This window comes from Pseudomonas chlororaphis subsp. aurantiaca (assembly GCF_013466605.1).
Taxonomy (GTDB): domain Bacteria; phylum Pseudomonadota; class Gammaproteobacteria; order Pseudomonadales; family Pseudomonadaceae; genus Aquipseudomonas; species Aquipseudomonas chlororaphis_I.
Genome location: NZ_CP059162.1, coordinates 1896061 through 1911061 on the forward strand (window position 1 = coordinate 1896061; position 15001 = coordinate 1911061).

The 15001-nt window shown below is 61.0% G+C and carries 7 protein-coding genes, 4 tRNA genes and 1 pseudogene; 9 read left to right on the plus strand and 3 right to left on the minus strand.

Annotation, left to right across the window (positions count from 1 at the left end):
* Positions 1–39: 39 nt before the first annotated feature.
* Positions 40–1047: an NADP-dependent oxidoreductase gene (locus H0I86_RS08645; protein ID WP_180924701.1), complete on the minus strand. Its 1008-nt coding sequence runs from the start codon at positions 1045–1047 to the stop codon at positions 40–42.
* Between the two features lie 233 nt (positions 1048–1280).
* Here H0I86_RS08645 and H0I86_RS08650 point away from each other — a divergent pair, with 233 nt between their 5' ends.
* From H0I86_RS08650 to H0I86_RS32460, 3 genes and pseudogenes are all read left to right on the plus strand, one after another.
* Entirely contained in the window at positions 1281–2042 is a 762-nt protein-coding gene (locus H0I86_RS08650; RefSeq protein ID WP_180924702.1) for an SDR family oxidoreductase, read from the plus strand.
* A gap of 1209 nt (positions 2043–3251) precedes the next feature.
* A pseudogene (locus H0I86_RS32455) lies at positions 3252–3302 on the plus strand (hypothetical protein); the annotation flags it as partial.
* A 207-nt stretch (positions 3303–3509) separates the two neighbouring features.
* Positions 3510–4214, plus strand: a complete 705-nt coding sequence (locus H0I86_RS32460) for a methyl-accepting chemotaxis protein (protein WP_371923087.1) — start codon at positions 3510–3512, stop codon at positions 4212–4214.
* Positions 4215–4301: 87 nt separating this feature from the next.
* Here H0I86_RS32460 and H0I86_RS08660 read toward each other — a convergent pair whose 3' ends face one another.
* Positions 4302–5072, minus strand: a complete 771-nt coding sequence (locus H0I86_RS08660; protein WP_180924704.1) for a hypothetical protein — start codon at positions 5070–5072, stop codon at positions 4302–4304.
* 365 nt (positions 5073–5437) lie between these two features.
* On the opposite strand from H0I86_RS08660, the gene H0I86_RS08665 reads away from it, so the two are divergent.
* The 5 genes from H0I86_RS08665 (at position 5438) to H0I86_RS08685 (ending at position 7347) form a co-directional block, all read left to right on the plus strand.
* A tRNA-Glu gene (locus H0I86_RS08665) sits at positions 5438–5513 on the plus strand.
* Between the two features lie 2 nt (positions 5514–5515).
* Positions 5516–5591 (plus strand) — tRNA-Gly (locus H0I86_RS08670).
* A 106-nt stretch (positions 5592–5697) separates the two neighbouring features.
* Positions 5698–5773, plus strand: a tRNA-Glu gene (locus H0I86_RS08675).
* Between the two features lie 3 nt (positions 5774–5776).
* A tRNA-Gly gene (locus tag H0I86_RS08680) sits at positions 5777–5852 on the plus strand.
* Between the two features lie 280 nt (positions 5853–6132).
* Entirely contained in the window at positions 6133–7347 is a 1215-nt protein-coding gene (locus H0I86_RS08685; RefSeq protein WP_180924705.1) for a sugar transporter, read from the plus strand.
* 129 nt (positions 7348–7476) lie between these two features.
* Here the strand turns inward: H0I86_RS08685 and H0I86_RS08690 are convergent, their stop codons facing one another.
* Positions 7477–10545, minus strand: coding sequence for a two-partner secretion domain-containing protein (locus H0I86_RS08690; protein ID WP_180924706.1), 3069 nt, complete (start codon positions 10543–10545; stop codon positions 7477–7479).
* 1325 nt (positions 10546–11870) lie between these two features.
* On the opposite strand from H0I86_RS08690, the gene H0I86_RS08695 reads away from it, so the two are divergent.
* Entirely contained in the window at positions 11871–14747 is a 2877-nt protein-coding gene (locus H0I86_RS08695; protein WP_180924707.1) for an ATP-binding protein, read from the plus strand.
* Positions 14748–15001: the final 254 nt, after the last annotated feature.

Below are 15001 nucleotides of genomic sequence, written 5' to 3' on the forward strand. Positions count from 1 at the left end.
GAGCACGGCTTGCCCGCGATGGGTTTCAACCCTCGATGATCAACTGACCTTCAGCACCAGCTTGCCGAAGTTCTCGCCGCTGAACAGCTTCATCAGCGTTTCCGGGAAAGTCTCCAGTCCCTCGACAATATCCTCCTTGCTCTTGAGCTGCCCCTTGGCCATCCAGCCGGCCATTTCCTGCCCGGCGGCGGCAAACCGGGCCGCATAGTCCATCACCACAAAACCTTCCATGCGCGCGCGATTGACCAGCAACGACAGGTAGTTGGACGGGCCCTTGACCGCTTCCTTGTTGTTGTACTGGCTGATGGCGCCGCAGATCACCACCCGGGCCTTGAAGTTCAGGCGGCTGAGCACGGCATCGAGAATGTCGCCGCCAACGTTGTCGAAATACACATCGACGCCTTTCGGGCATTCGCGCTTGAGACCGGCGTGGACGTCTTCGCTCTTGTAGTCGATGGCCCCGTCGAAGCCCAGCTCGTCGATCAGGAACTTGCACTTGTCCTGGCCACCGGCGATGCCGACCACCCGGCAGCCTTTGATCTTGGCGATCTGCCCGGCAATGCTGCCCACCGCGCCGGCGGCGCCCGACAGCACCACGGTTTCACCGGCCTTTGGCGCACCGACGTCCAGCAGGGCGAAATAGGCGGTCATGCCGGTCATGCCCAGGGCCGACAGGTAGCGCGGCAGCGGCGCCAGTTTCGGATCGACCTTGTAGAAGCCGCGCGGCTCGCCGAGGAAATAATCCTGCACGCCCAGGGCGCCATTGACATAGTCGCCGACGGCGAAGCCGGGGTTGTTCGAGGCGATCACTTGGCCCACGCCCAGCGCGCGCATCACTTCACCGATGCCCACCGGCGGGATGTAGGACTTGCCTTCGTTCATCCAGCCGCGCATGGCCGGGTCGAGGGACAGGTATTCATTCTTCACCAGGATCTGTCCGGCCGCCGGTTCGCCGACGGGAACCTGCTGGTAGGTGAAGGTTTCGCGGGTTGCCGCGCCCACCGGGCGTTTGGCGAGCAGAAACTGGCGATTGGTCAGGGTGGTCATGGCAGGCACTCGAGGATCAATGGAACCCTAGTTGATAGACCTTCGGCCCTGATGCCGCAAGGTCTGCCGCTGTAGCGAATAGGGCGCGATCCAGAGGCGTGATGGTCGTATGGCCGCCTTCATCACCATCGCGGATAAGTGGGCAACCGGCCCTCTGATAATGCTGCCGCGTGCCCGTTGCCTGTGCCTAGACTGGGCCAATCCGATCCATGCATTCCATCGAGGGCATCACCATGAGCATGACGTTTTCCGGCCAGGTCGTTTTGGTCACCGGCGCAGCGGCGGGTATTGGCCGGGCCACGGCCCTGGCGTTTGCCGCGCAGGGGCTGAAAGTGGTGGCGGCCGACCTGGACGTCGCCGGCGGCGAAGGCACGGTGCAATTGATTCGCGCCGCCGGTGGCGAGGCGTCGTTCGTGCGTTGCAACGTCACCGACGAGGCGGATGTGCAGAACCTGATGGCCCAGGTAGTAAGCATCTATGGTCGCCTCGACTATGCCTTCAACAATGCCGGGATCGAAATCGAGAAGGGCAAGCTGGCGGACGGCACCCTGGACGAGTTCGACGCGATCATGGCGGTCAACGTCAAGGGCGTCTGGCTGTGCATGAAGCACCAGTTGCCGCTGATGCTCGCCCAGGGCGGCGGGGCCATCGTCAATACCGCATCGGTGGCCGGTCTCGGTGCTGCGCCGAAGATGAGCATCTATGCTGCCTCCAAGCATGCGGTGATCGGCCTGACCAAGTCGGCGGCCATCGAGTACGCGAAGAAGAAAGTCCGCGTCAACGCGGTGTGCCCGGCGGTGATCGACACCGACATGTTCCGCCGCGCCTACGAGGCCGATCCGAAGAAAGCCGAATTCGCCGCGGCCATGCACCCGGTCGGGCGGATCGGCAAGGTCGAGGAAATCGCCAGCGCGGTGTTGTATCTGTGCAGCGACGGCGCAGCCTTCACCACCGGCCATGCTCTGGCGGTCGATGGTGGCGCCACTGCCATCTGAGGCTTGCTTGCCTTATGGACGGCCCTGGTGAGCGAGCGTTGCCAGGGCTGTACCGGATCGACCTCGACCATTCTGAATACGACCTGAACGTAGCTTTTTGCCATTATTCCGACGCCAGATACTTGTGCTCCAGTGCAGCCCATTGCGAACCTGCAAAACTGGACAATGGCCCTGTCGCCATTGGGGACTGGAAGGGGACTGAGCGCAATGAATTCGGCCACGAACGGACGTTTTGCCAACCTCGGCATGGCGAAAAAACTGGGTGTCGGTTTCACCCTGGTGCTGCTTCTGACGGCGCTGGTGGCGGCTATAGGCGTCTGGTCCCTGCAGACCATCAGCCAGCGTTTCGATGGCCTCAAGCAGATGTCGTCGCTCAACAGCGGTCTGCTCAAGGTCCGCCTGCTCGAACAGAACTATGCCTTGCACGGCGATGCAAAAACCGCGGACGCCTTGCACGAGGGCGTCGATGGCCTGCTGGGCCTGGCGGCGCAGCTCAAGGAACGCTCGGCGGCGAACGTGCCGGTGATGACCGATGTCGAGCAGGCGCTGGGGGCTTACCGCAAGGCCTTCGATGAGTTCGTCGAGCTGACCCAGGCCAAGGACCTGGCGCTGGAAATGGCCAGTTGGTCGGTGTCCAGCGTGGCCAACAACCTCGATGTGCTGCAGGCCGGTCTGGCCGACGACGGCACCTATAGCCTCAAGGAGTCCGCCGGCAAGGAGGGCAGCGAGTTCGTCGAGCAGGCCAATCAGGTCAGCCAGGTTTCGCGCCTGATGCTGCAAGCCATGAACGAAGCCCGGGTGCGCCTGGACCAGAGCCGCAAGGGCGAGGAAGAGGTCGAGCAGGGCAAGATCGAGCAGGCCGACCAGGCCCTGGTCCAGGCCGAGCAGCTCAAGACCGTGGTCAAGGACGGCGGTTATCAGACCGTGCTCAACGAAGTGGTCGGGCATATCGGTGGCTTCAGCGAAAAGCTCGCCGAATACACCGGCTTGCTGGCGCAGGAGAAAAAGGTCTATCAGCAGCTGCATGAGCGCGCCGCGCAAGTGATGGAGCGGGTCGACCAGGCATACGGCGCGCAGGATCAGTCGATGCAGGCGGAGCTGAAAAAGAACTCGCTGTTGATCGTCGCGTCCTCGGCCCTGGCATTGCTGGTGGGCGTGCTGGCGGCCTGGATTATTACCCGCTTGATCGTCACTCCGCTGCGCAGCGTGATGCGCGTGGCGCAGCAGATCGCCGCCGGCGACCTGAGCGCGACCGTGGAAGTGACGCGCCGGGATGAAATCGGCCAGTTGATGCTGGCGATGCAACAGATGGGCAGCGGCTTGAGCAGTATCGTCAGCGGCCTGCAGGCGGGCATCGAGCAGTTGGCCAGCTCGGCCCAGTCGCTGTCGGCGGTGACCGAGCAGACCAACCTGGAAGTCAGCAGCCAGAAGGAAGAAACCGAACAGGTGGCGACAGCGATGAACCAGATGACCGCCACCGTGCACGATGTCGCGCGCAACGCCGAAGAAGCCGCGCAAGCGGCGCAGACCGCCGACGACAAGGTCGAAAGCGGCCAGCAGGTGGTGCGCCAGAGCATGCAGCGCATCGAGCAGTTGGCGGATTCGGCCAGCAGCGCCAGTTCCAGCATCGAAAGCCTCAGCGCCGAGATCCAGAACATCGGCACCGTGCTCAGCGTGATCAAGAGTGTCGCCGAACAGACCAACCTGCTGGCGCTGAACGCGGCCATCGAAGCGGCGCGTGCCGGCGAGCAGGGCAGGGGCTTCGCGGTGGTCGCCGACGAAGTACGGGCCCTGGCCAAGCGCACCCAGCAATCCACCGAAGAGATCGAGCGCCTGGTCAGTGCCTTGCGTTCGGCGGCGCAGTCCTCGGTGCAGCAGATCCAGAGCAGCGGCGAACTGGTCAAGCTGGCGGTCAGCGATGCGCTGCAGACCGAAAGCGCATTGGGCAGCATCGCCACGGCGGTGTCGCTGATTCAGCAGATGAACCAGCAGATCGCCGCGGCCGCCGAGCAACAGAGTTCGGTCGCCGAAGAGATCAACCGCAGCGTCACCAGCATTCGCGCCAGCGCCGATCAGTCGTCACTGGCCATGCAGGGCAATGCAGCGTCGAGCATCGAGCTGGCGCAGTTGGGGGCGGAGTTGAAGGGGATGGTCGGGCATTTCCGGTTGTAATGCCGCGGGTGCTTGCTACAGGCTGCGCCGCCAGGGGCGCAGCCTTATAGGCCGTGCCGAGCGAGTTGCTCGCCCGGCTGTTGCCGATCAGTCGTAAATGGCTTTCTTCTTCCAGTCGGCGTCGGCTTCGACGACTTTCAGGCCTTCGGTCAATTGGTTGACCTCGCCTTCGACCGGCTGGATGTTGGTCAACACCATCGCGTTGGAGCGGGCCAGGAGTTTTTCCAGGTACTCCAGCTGTTCCCGATAGACCGCCGGGTCCGGCTGCTTGCGCAGATACTGCACGCCACGCTCGAACGCCAGGCGCGCCTGGCCGGGTTGCTCCTGTTGCAGGGCGTACTGGCCGAGGTTGTTGAAGAACTCGATGTGCAGCAGCACCAGGATGTGGCGGATTTCCCTGATCCAGTGCTTGGCTTCGTTGGTCGGCAGGAAACCGTCCTGGGCGGCGCGGGTCACCTGGCCATGCAGGGCTTCCAGGAGAAAACGCACGTCCTTGGCCTTGGCTTCGGTCTGGATCGGGCAGGGCGGGTTGTTGACCGGGATCGATTCGCCCTGGCCGACCAGCGCGTTCAATTCGGCGATACGCGCCTTGAGCGCGGCATCGGACTTGTTCAGATTCAACAGACGCTGAACGACGTTGAGCTCCAGGCGGGTCATCAGCAGCTTGAGCGCCGGCGACATGAACTGGCCGGGGAAGGTCTCGGTGATTTCGCCGCAGCGGCGCAGGCGGTCATTGAGTTCGACCTTGGTACGGGCCTTTTCCAGTTTGTTGTTTTCCACCACATGGTTCATGTAGCCAATGGCGATCAAAAGTACGATCCCGGCTACTACTAGCAGGGTGATCATGAGTGGTGTCACCGTGTAAGACCTCTTTCTGGGGTTCGCGTACGAGTGGCGAGTGTAGTGACTTAGCCTTGGGGCGCCTAGCGCAGGTCGACGAGCAGAAACAGGCCGATTCTCTGCTTATATAGGAAATGTCTGGTTGGTTTCATATTGCCATCACCTATGGATGTGGACTATAGCGCCTTGTCGAGTGTCAGAATATAGGCGTCAAGGCACAGGCTGTACAAATGCCCGAAAGGGCTCGCAAACCACCCCGAAGTCATTGATTTAAATAAATTTATATCAGGGGGTTGACGACCCTCCAATCCATCCATAGAATGCGCGCCACTTGCAGCGTAAAGCTCACAGCGAAACGCGGCAGGGAGTGAATGTTGTAGTGTGTCCCCTTCGTCTAGTGGCCTAGGACACCGCCCTTTCACGGCGGTAACAGGGGTTCGAGTCCCCTAGGGGACGCCAATGCGGGAATAGCTCAGTTGGTAGAGCACGACCTTGCCAAGGTCGGGGTCGCGAGTTCGAGTCTCGTTTCCCGCTCCAATTTTAAACGGCACTGCTTTCGGGCGGGGCTGAGTGAAACCAGAACCAAGTCTTCGGATGCGGATCTGGACACCGAAACACACACACCATGTGTTCCGGGTAGCGTGTCCCCTTCGTCTAGTGGCCTAGGACACCGCCCTTTCACGGCGGTAACAGGGGTTCGAGTCCCCTAGGGGACGCCATTTGCGGGAATAGCTCAGTTGGTAGAGCACGACCTTGCCAAGGTCGGGGTCGCGAGTTCGAGTCTCGTTTCCCGCTCCAAACATAGAGCTACAGATTTTCAAAGGTCTGTAGTTCATCGAAAAAGGGTCCCATACGGGACCCTTTTTTCGTTTCTGTCGACAGTGGCCGAGCTTCGGCCCATTTGTCCCCTGTAGCTCGGGATGACACTGTTTTTCCCCTTGTCCTGTACGCTGGCGCCGTCCTGTTCAGCGTCTGCATGCTCCTGACCGTGTGCCCAGCCTTTGTGAGTGTGCGCTTGGCACGGGGTTTGCGACGGTCCGGGTCTGATTGACCATCGATAGCGTGGTGCAACCTTTAAATGAGTATCTCCGTGGCGACAACTAAGGGTAATTGGCGGGCAGTCATCGCACTGGCCTTGGCGGCCTTTGTGTTCAACACCACGGAGTTCGTTCCCGTCGGGTTGTTGAGCTCGATCGGCAGCAGCTTCGATCTGTCGACGGACCGGGTCGGCCTGATGCTCACCCTCTATGCCTGGATAGTGTCCCTGACTTCGCTGCCGGTCATGCTGCTGACGCGCAACGTCGAGCGGCGCAAGCTGTTGCTCGTGCTGTTCGGGATGTTCATTGTCAGTCACATCCTGTCGGGGCTGGCCACGAGTTTCGGTATGTTGTTGCTGAGCCGGATCGGTGTGGCCCTATCCCATGCCCTGTTCTGGTCCATCACCGCATCCCTGGCGGTGCGTCTGGCACCACCGGGAAAACAGGTCCAGGCCTTGGGCTTGCTGGCCACCGGTACTTCCCTGGCGATGGTGCTGGGCATTCCCCTCGGCCGGTTGCTGGGCGAGGCCATGGGCTGGCGCACCACCTTTATCGTGATTGCCAGCCTGGCTGCTGTGCTGGTGTTCTGGCTGGCCAGGAGCCTGCCGTTGTTGCCCAGCCAGAACTCGGGTTCTCTCAGGAGCCTGCCGGTATTGTTCAAGCGGCCTGCGCTGGTGGCGCTCTATGTGTTGACGGCCCTGGTGGTCACCGCGCAGTTCACTGCCTACAGCTACATCGAGCCTTTCATCAAGGGGGTGGCCGGCTTGAGTGGCGATGTGGTGACCCTCATCCTGCTGCTGTTCGGCGGTGCCGGTATCTTCGGCTCGCTATTGTTCAGCAGGTTTCACCGCTACAGCCCGCAGCGCTTTCTGCTGGTGACCGTGGCCTTGCTCATTCTGTGCCTGGCATTGCTGTTGCCCTTGAGCGGTGAAGTCTCGTATCTGGGCGGGCTCAGCCTGATCTGGGGGATGGCGATCATGGGCTTCGGGCTGGCTCTGCAATCCAGGGTCCTGGTGCTCGCTCCGGACGCGACCGATGTGGCAATGGCGCTGTTTTCGGGGATCTACAACATCGGTATCGGTGGCGGTGCGCTGCTTGGCAGCTGGGTAGGAGGCCAACTCGGGTTCGCCTATATCGGCTTGGCCGGCGGCTTGCTGGCGACCTTGGCGCTGCTGTTCTACTGCGCATCCATCTACCGTCTCACCCGGTCCAGCGTTTTGGACACCGACTGTGCCGATGCCGCGGTCGAGAAATAGCGCCCGGGAGGAGGGCGTCGAGAGAAGCCAGATAAAAAGAGGGGCAATGATTCGGCTGAATCATTGCCCCCTTTTTTTCAATCAGACATCAAGCCCTGCCCCCTGTAACGGCGGGCAGAGTTTCTACTTTCAGAACTGCAGGCCAACCTGCGGCACCTTGGTCGCTTCACCAAAGACGCTGTTGTTGGTTTGCAGATTTGGCTTGAAGTCGATGCCGACCAGGCCGCCGTAGATCTGTCCGGAGTAATAAGAACCATCGATCTTGCCGCCTGCCGATGACAGGTGCACCTTGCCAAAGTTCATCCCCACGAGACCGCCCATGCGTGCGCCATAACCGCCGCTGACGTTGCTGGTGGTTTTGGCGTTGCTGATCTCTCCTTCATTCATCCCGGCCAAGCCTCCCACACTGCTATAGCGACCACCTTTGACCGAGCCTTTGGCGGAGGAGTTGCCGACCTTGCCCTGTTGCCTGCCGACCAGGCCGCCGACCTGGCTATCGTCACCGCCGCTTACCGTGGCGGATGCCGTGGCGTTGTTGATATCGCTATCTTGGCTGTGACCGACCAGGCCGCCGACCTGGCTATTGCCGCCACCGCTCACCGTGGCGGATACCGAGGTGTTGTTGATACGACCATCCTTGCTGTAACCGATCAGGCCGCCAATGTCGGCATTCTTGCCGCCTTTCACCGTGCCCGAGACCGAAGCGTTATCGATGCGGCCGCTCTGGTTGTGGCCAATCAGGCCGCCTACATTTTTACTGTAGAGATCGGACACACTGCTGCTGGCAGAGCTGTTGGCGATCGAGCCACCCTGATTTTTGCCTACCAGGCCGCCGATCGCTTCCGTGCCATAGCCGGTTACCTCGCCACTGGCATGAGAGTTGGCCAGGGAACCCTGGTTGGACCCGACCAGGCCTCCGACCCGACCAGCCCGGCTACCCGAGACATTGGTGCTGGAGTGGGAGTTGCTGATGCGGCCATCGGCAGTATTTTCACCGACCAGGCCGCCGACGTTCAGGTTGGCGCCGGCGACATTGATCATGCCGGTGCTGGAGGCGTTGGCGATGATGCCGCCGCGGTTCGAGCCCACCAGGCCCCCGACCCCCGTGGAATCACGACTCATCATTTGACCCGAGAGGGTGGCATCGGCATGGCTATTGGAGATTTTCGCCACGCCATCGGGGTTAGAGATGTTTTCACCCACCAGGCCACCCATTGCATAGGTGTATTTGTTGCCGATCACCAGGCCGCTGGCCGAGGAGTTGGCGATGTCGCCGTTCAGGTTGAGCGCGACCAGGCCGCCCAGGGAGTTGAGATGAGACGCCCCGGTTACCCGTACATCCTTGGCCTTGACGTTGCGGATGCTACCCATGTTCAGCGCGGCAAGGGTGCCGACCTGGGTGTTGTAGTGGGTGGAAGAGGCGCCACTGGCTGAAATGCGCTCGAGGTTCAGGTTGCTGATCTGCCCCAGGTTCGCGCTGAACAGCCCGACAAAGGCGGTGGTGCCATAGATCGACAGGTCGCTGATGGTATTGCCCAGGCCATCAAGCTTGCCAGTGAAAGATTTGTTTTCGCCAAGCGTCTTGAAACGGCCTTGGCCGGTGATCTGGTTACCCAGTACAAAACGGCCATTCAAGTTGTTTTCGATATCGCGCAGTTGCTTCAGGTTCTGCACCACCTGATAGGCCTCGCCGTTGGCGCTGAAGCGGGCATCCGCACCGGAGAGTGTGACGCTCTTGTCATCCGTGAGGCTGTGGCCGTTTTGGGAGTTCAGCTCCAGGCTGGCTCCCGATCCGCTCAACGCGACATTGTCGTTCAGGCGGATGCTGCCCTGCGCGGCATTCAGGGCCAGGGCTGTACCGGCGCCGGTGGCGCTCAATGCTGAATTTACCTGGACGTCGCCGCGTTCGGCGGTCAGGCCGAGCTTGTTGCCGCTGCTCCAGGAAACCGCCTTGTTAACCGACAGGTTGCCCTTGCTGCTCAGTTCGACGTTGGTCCGGTCCAGGTTCTGGGCCAGGGTATCGGCATGCAGGGTCGGGGCAGCGCTGGTGGTGCCACCTGTTGCATTGTTGCCGTTGAGGCCGCCACCGATGACCAGGCCGCGGGTGCTGCTGTCCGCCTTGGAAACGCTCACCTCGTCCGAGCTGATCTTCCAGGTACCGGTCGCGCCCTTGTCGGTGCGGGTGTCCACTTGCGCGGCCAGTTGCACTTCGACCCTGGCGCCGCGGTTTTCCACCACGCCGCCGTTGCCCTGGCCGCCCAGGGCGCTGGCGTCCAGGCGCCCGGCCACCTGGACGATACCGGTGTCGCCACCGTCGAGGACAATCTTGCCGGCCTTGTTCTGCAAGGTCTTGGCTTCGATCACGCCCTGGTTGCTCACCACGTTTTTCAGCAGGCTGCCGGCGCTGCTGGCGGTCATCAACACCTGGCCGCCGTCGGCCTTGAGCAGGCCACCGTTTTGCACCAGAGCATCCACCGCGGCACCGTTCACCTGCAGGTTGAGCAGGCCGTTGCCGTCGAAGTTGACGCTGAAGTCCTTGCCCGCGCCCAGCGCGACGCTACCCATCTGCGCCTGGATCACCCCGCTGTTGCTGACCTGTGCGCCGAGCAGGGCGACGCTGCCGCCTTCGCTGGCGGTGATCTGGCCGGCGTTGTTCACGGCAGCGCTGGAGTTACCGGTGAAGCGGTAGGTGCCGTCGAGGAAATCCTTGTCGCTGATGTTCTGGGTGGAGGCCACCAGGCCGCTGACGTTGACCTGGGCGGACTTGCCGAAGACCACGCCATTGGGGTTGATCAGGAACACCTGGCCGTTGGCGTCGATGCGGCCCTGGATGTCACTGCCGTTGGTGCCGACCACTCGGTTGAGGGCGACCGACTGGCTGCCGGGCTGATGGAAGCTGACGCTTTCGTCGCCGGCGACGCTGAAGTCGTTCCAGTGGGTGATCAGCTTGTTGCTCTGCTGCTCGACGGTCATGTGCTTGCCGTCGTTGGTGGTGTGAATGCCGGCCTCGCCCGCGACTATCGCCGCTCCTCCCGGCAGGGCGAAGGCCGGGGCCTGGGCCAGCAGGCCCAGCAGCGAGAAGCCGGCGGCGATCACGACCTTGAGTCGGCTTGATTTGCCTCGGCGCCGGGTCCCTTCGCTGGCGACGTTCCAGCGACCAGTGGCCTGGTTCCAGATCAATGCATAGCTTTTGTTCATGGTGCATCCTCTAAATGAATACTCTGCTGATCCCCCCAGCAGAACGGGTACTACGGGTGTGGAGCGGGAATGGCGGCCTGCTCCGAAGCGATCGTGAAAGGCGGTTTATCAGTCCTCCCAAGCCATGGGGTGAGGGGGAAGGAGGGAAGAACGCCTGGTCCGTCGGGTGCTGCGCCAATACGCAATTGCGGGCTGTTTTTCTCAATCAAATTGGATTTCGTGCACTTGGGACCGATTGTTTGGATGGGGCATGAAAACCTTTATCGAGTCATGGGCTTTAAAGGGTGTTTCGTACTTTCGATATTCGATTGATTTGTTTGCTTCAAAGCATTAGTTGGCGCGGCTGTGGAGTCTTCTGGGAGTTGCTTGTATTTGCTGGTTGGGCTGGGGTGATTAATTAAGCAAAAGGCAAGGGGCAAAAAAACCAGAACTTTCTTAACTGGTGGTTAGCCCTTTCCTGTTTGAATGGGGAGACAGGAGGCTCTTGCTCGCTGCTGTCGACGCTTGTCCTGCCTCACGCCTGCACAGGGGCCGCATTGACGGGCTTTGTGCCATGTCCCGCGCTGCTTTTGTTTTGGCTGCATGCTCGGACCGCTTCTGGCTGGCCTCTTTTTTGGGGGCGGGGCGCGGCGGTATTGGGAAGTTTCAGCGTCGCTGAAAGTTTTGCGTGGTGATTGTTGGAATTGAGGTTCGGATATAAATGGCGGGGGAGTTTATTTGTCTTGAGGGAGTCGACTTATATTCGCCGGACCTCCAGGGCTTGAAGATTCTTATATTGCGTTTGTTTTTATCGGTAGTCAGGTCGATGGGGCATGAAGTTAGTAGTCATGTTATTTAAACAACGGCCGCACATTCATATCGACCTGAAATTTCCGGATTGCAAATACCCGAGGAGTTGTGACGCTGCCTGTGCTTATGATTTCCGCGCCGGATATTGGCGCGACAGGGGGCGAGATGAAGCCAGGCAAGGGCGATGCGACCATGAACTTCGTTCTCAACTACAACTGATCGTTATTGGCGGCGGGGCCCATCCTTTTGCTCGCCGACCTCTTCCCAGCCTCGGTCGGATCGCTGTCGCCAGCCCGTTGTTATCCAGCTTTTCCGAGCGCGCCAGAGACCAAATAGAAGGGCACTCGAGAGAGGCTCTCGCCGCTCGATTTCACAACAGCCGGCGCCCGGCTAGAATACCGACGGATCACTCTTGATCCATCCCCTATTTGCCACAGATCAAAGCGTCACTTTCCATAAGAGGGTGACGCTGTTGTTCGTGGGGCAATGGCCAGCTTGCGCCGGTTGCCGGGGTTCGATTTCCAGGAAGGTACTCCATGATTCGAGCGTGCTGTCGGATAGTCGTTCTCTGCCTGTTACTTGTTCCATCGCCGCTACTGCTCGCGCAGGAATCAGACATCTCGCTTATCGCAAGGGTGGCAGTGACCAGCCGACCATGGCTGAGCGAAGCAGACCGCCAGTGGCTGGCAAGCAGAGGTCCGCTCACGATCGGGGTGGCACTGCCCGACTACCCGCCGCTGGGCATGCTCGACGTCAATCGCTTTCAGGGAATCACCGCGGACTACCTGGCCTTGCTGTTCGAAGTCCCCCCTCATGTCCGTCTGTTTGCTTCCCGGCAGGCGGCGTTGACCGCGTTGCACAATGGCGAGATCGACTTGGTCGGCGGCGGCTCCGCAGTGGATGCCGAGGACCACGGCCTGCTACTGACCCAGGCCTATGAACCGAACCAGCCCGTGCTGGTAACAGCCGAGAGCCGCTCTTTCGACCCAGAGAAACCCGGCACCCGGCTGGGCGTATTTGCCGGCTATCGTATCGAGGAAAAAGTCTCCGCCATTTATCCGAACAGCCAGGTCCTGCCATTTGTCTCGACGCTGCGCGCGCTCGAAGCGTTAAGCCTGGGCGAGGTCGACGGGGTGATCGACGATGCGGTGTCGGCTCACTACCTGATCAACATCAACTACCTGCTGGACCTGCATATCGAAAACTTCGCTCCGGTGGAAAGCCGTGGCTTCGGCTTCCTGGTGCGCGCCTCCGATACGCGATTGCATGGCGTGATCGAACGCGCCTTGCCATTCATACGCTCGCGCCATAGCGAAAATATTCTGCGTAATTGGAGTGCGGGGAGCAGCCTGCGCCTGACCCAGCAGCGCGTGAAACTGACGCCCGCCGAGAACCGTTGGCTGGCGGCACACCCGGAAATCCCGGTGAGCGTCAGTGACTCTCTCGGAGCATTGGGGCAACTGGACAGCGGTGGGCAGGTACGGGGTATCGGCCCCGACTACCTCAAGTTGATCAGCCAGCGAAGCGGCCTGACGTTCCGCCCTGTCCGGGCGCAGAACTATACCGAGATGAAAACCCAGATAACCCAGGGCCAGACCCTGATGACCTCGGTCACGTCGGCAGATCCTGATACCGAGGCCGATATGGATATCCTCCTTCCTTATCTGAGGAGCTCGGTCGTGCTGATGGCCGGACCACGATCCGCACGCACCCAGGGCAGTCCTTTTCATAGCCTTGAAGACCTGCAAGGCAAGCGACTGGCCAGTGTCCCCGGCTACTTCATCAACCCGATCATCCAGCAGGACTATCCAGACATCCGGCTACAGATCTATCCCAACTTCCTGGAGGCCATGCGCAGCGTGGATGACGGGCGTAGCGACGCCTTCATCGGCAGTGACTACACCGGCCGTTTCCTGTCCGCGCAGCGTTTCAACAACCGCTTGCGCGTGATCGGCATCCTCGACGAGTTCTCCCGCCCCGTCAGCCTTGGGGTGCTAAAAGGGCAGGAAGAATTGCGCAGCATCCTGGAAAAAGCCCAGGTTGCTATCACCCCGGAGGAAGTGGCTGATATCGTGCGACAGTGGGAACCACGATTCTCTAGTAGCGGCAGCAACTTCTGGCGCGATCATCGTAGCAAGATCCTCCGGCTTGGCGGGGTCTTCGGTTTGCTGGTCCTGCTATCGCTGATCTGGGGCTTCTACCTGACTCGACAGGTGCGCAAGACCCGTCAGGCCGAAGGAGAGCTGGCGCTGGCGCGCGAGAAGGCCGAGACGGCCAACGAGGCCAAGAGCGTGTTCCTGTCCACCATGAGTCATGAAATCCGTACCCCGCTGAACGCGATCATCGGCCTGCAGGAAGTGGTGCTGCAGAAAGCCGAGCGGGGCGAACTGGACCTGGCGTCGCTGGGGATTGCGCAAGAGGCCGCGCAGGGGTTGCTGTTGCTGCTCGGCAATGTGCTCGACCTGAACCGGATCGAGTCCGGCATGATCGACTCGGCGCCCGAGGCGGTGCTGCTCAAGGCCCAGATCGAAGCGATCGCGCCCCTGGTGGCCGGCATGGCACGACAGAAGCACCTGGCGTTCGAGATGCAGTTCGCGGGCGACATGGAGCAATGGGTGCTGATCGACCCGCTGCATTTGAAACAGGTGCTGTTCAACCTGTTGAGCAACGCCATTAAGTTCACTGAGCAAGGCGGAGTAACGCTGCGTGCCTCGGGGAGCCAAGATGGCGGATATCTGCGACTGCTGCTGGAGGTCATCGACACTGGCCTCGGTATTGCCGTGCAGGACCAGGCTCGGCTGTTCCAGCCCTTCTCCCAGGTCAGCTCAGCCCAGGTCGGGCAAAGCTTCGGCAGCGGGCTGGGGCTGAATATCACCCGGCGCCTAGTTGAGCTCATGGACGGTAGCATCGACTTGAACAGCGAGCAGGGCAAAGGTTCCTGCTTCAGCGTCACCCTGCAACTGCCCCTGGCCGAGGCGCCTGCCGAAGCCAAAGTAGAAATACCGGCGACCAGCACCGGGCAGCCTTCACTGAACATTCTCGTTGCCGAGGACAATGCGTTCAGCCGGTTGACGCTGGAAGAGCAATTATTGGTTCTGGGTCATCGCGTGACGCTGGTCGAGGATGGGCAGGCGGCGTGGGAAGCCTGGCTGGCTGCCGAGTACGATGTGTTGATCACCGACAGCCAGATGCCGCGCCTGGGCGGCTATGACTTGACCCTGCGCATCCGCCAGATGGAGCGCGAGGAGGGGCGCCGGCGTTGCTGGATCCTCGGTGCGACCGCCAGTGCCGAGGATGCGGAGATCCAGCGGTGCCTGTCCGCCGGGATGGACGATGTGGTGTTCAAGCCCCTGACGCAGCAGGTGTTGCGCCAGGCGCTGGAAAATACTCAACGCGATCCTGCGCGGGCTTGAGCACGACGAGCCGGCCTCCAGGAAAGTCCCATCACGAATAATTGCGGCGCTGTCTGAGCTGGCCGGATGCACTCAGCGCCGCTGTCGTCATACCTGCCTGGCCGGCCCCGCCGATACATCTCCCCGCGCTTCACTTGGATAGGCCGCTGCCCGTTCGCTCAAGGTGGGTGGTAAGAAAAATCCTAGAAGTTTTAAGATTCGACTGATTTACGTCTGACATGGGCTCCACTCACTCTTTAACGCATTCGAGCCGC

Bases quoted from the DNA above. Each gene is read 5' to 3' on its own strand.
- H0I86_RS08650 (WP_180924702.1), top strand. From the start codon at position 1,281: ATGAGCATGACGTTTTCCGGCCAGGTCGTTTTGGTCACCGGCGCAGCG.
- H0I86_RS08695 (WP_180924707.1), top strand. From the start codon at position 11,871: ATGATTCGAGCGTGCTGTCGGATAGTCGTTCTCTGCCTGTTACTTGTT.
- H0I86_RS08690 (WP_180924706.1), bottom strand. From the start codon at position 10,545: ATGAACAAAAGCTATGCATTGATCTGGAACCAGGCCACTGGTCGCTGG.
- H0I86_RS32460 (WP_371923087.1), top strand. From the start codon at position 3,510: ATGACCGCCACCGTGCACGATGTCGCGCGCAACGCCGAAGAAGCCGCG.
- H0I86_RS08685 (WP_180924705.1), top strand. From the start codon at position 6,133: ATGAGTATCTCCGTGGCGACAACTAAGGGTAATTGGCGGGCAGTCATC.
- H0I86_RS08645 (WP_180924701.1), bottom strand. From the start codon at position 1,047: ATGACCACCCTGACCAATCGCCAGTTTCTGCTCGCCAAACGCCCGGTG.